This is a genomic window from Agromyces humi (genome assembly GCF_009720255.1).
Classification (GTDB): domain Bacteria; phylum Actinomycetota; class Actinomycetes; order Actinomycetales; family Microbacteriaceae; genus Agromyces; species Agromyces humi.
The window spans coordinates 1-532 of the sequence record NZ_WJSP02000792.1 but is presented as its reverse complement, the minus strand read 5'-3'; the positions used below and the strand labels follow the sequence as shown (position 1 = coordinate 532).

Sequence of the window (532 nt, the reverse complement as noted above, 5' to 3'; positions counted from 1 at the left end):
CCCCGACGCCGCCCGCCCCGTGGACGCCGATGGGGCCACCGGCGGCGTCTGCCGCGCCCGCCGCGTCCGCATCAGGCCTCACGGGGGAGGGCACGGCCGCGGTCGATCCGACGCCGACGGAGCGGTTCACGGCCTTCGCGGCCGAGACCGTCGACCCCTTCAGCGCGCTGTTCGCGGGTGGGGCGAAGACCGTGAGCCCCGACGCGCCGCCGGCACAGGCGGGAGAACGCTCGGCCGCGGCATCCGAGTCGCCCGCCCCTCGCCCCGAGGCGAACGCCGCCGTTTCCCAGACGCCGTCGGGTGGCACCGGCTTCCCGTTCATCGAGGTGCGCGGTGCAGCGGGCACCCCGATTCCCGAGACCGCGGGCCTTCGTGCCGAGGCGGTCGCCAGCCGTCGACCCCCCTTTCCGGCGTTCGCGTCGGCGCGCGACGACGAACCCCAGCGACCGCCGCAGACGGGAGAACCCGTCGACGACCTGTTGGCCGCCCTCGGCTCGGGCTCGGGTGCTGGTCGATCCCGCGACGACGACCG

1 pseudogene is annotated in these 532 nt (G+C 76.7%); it reads left to right on the top strand.

The annotated features are described in order from the left end of the window. Positions 1-29: 29 nt before the first annotated feature. Positions 30-532, top strand: a pseudogene (locus tag GH736_RS24210) (hypothetical protein); the annotation flags it as partial.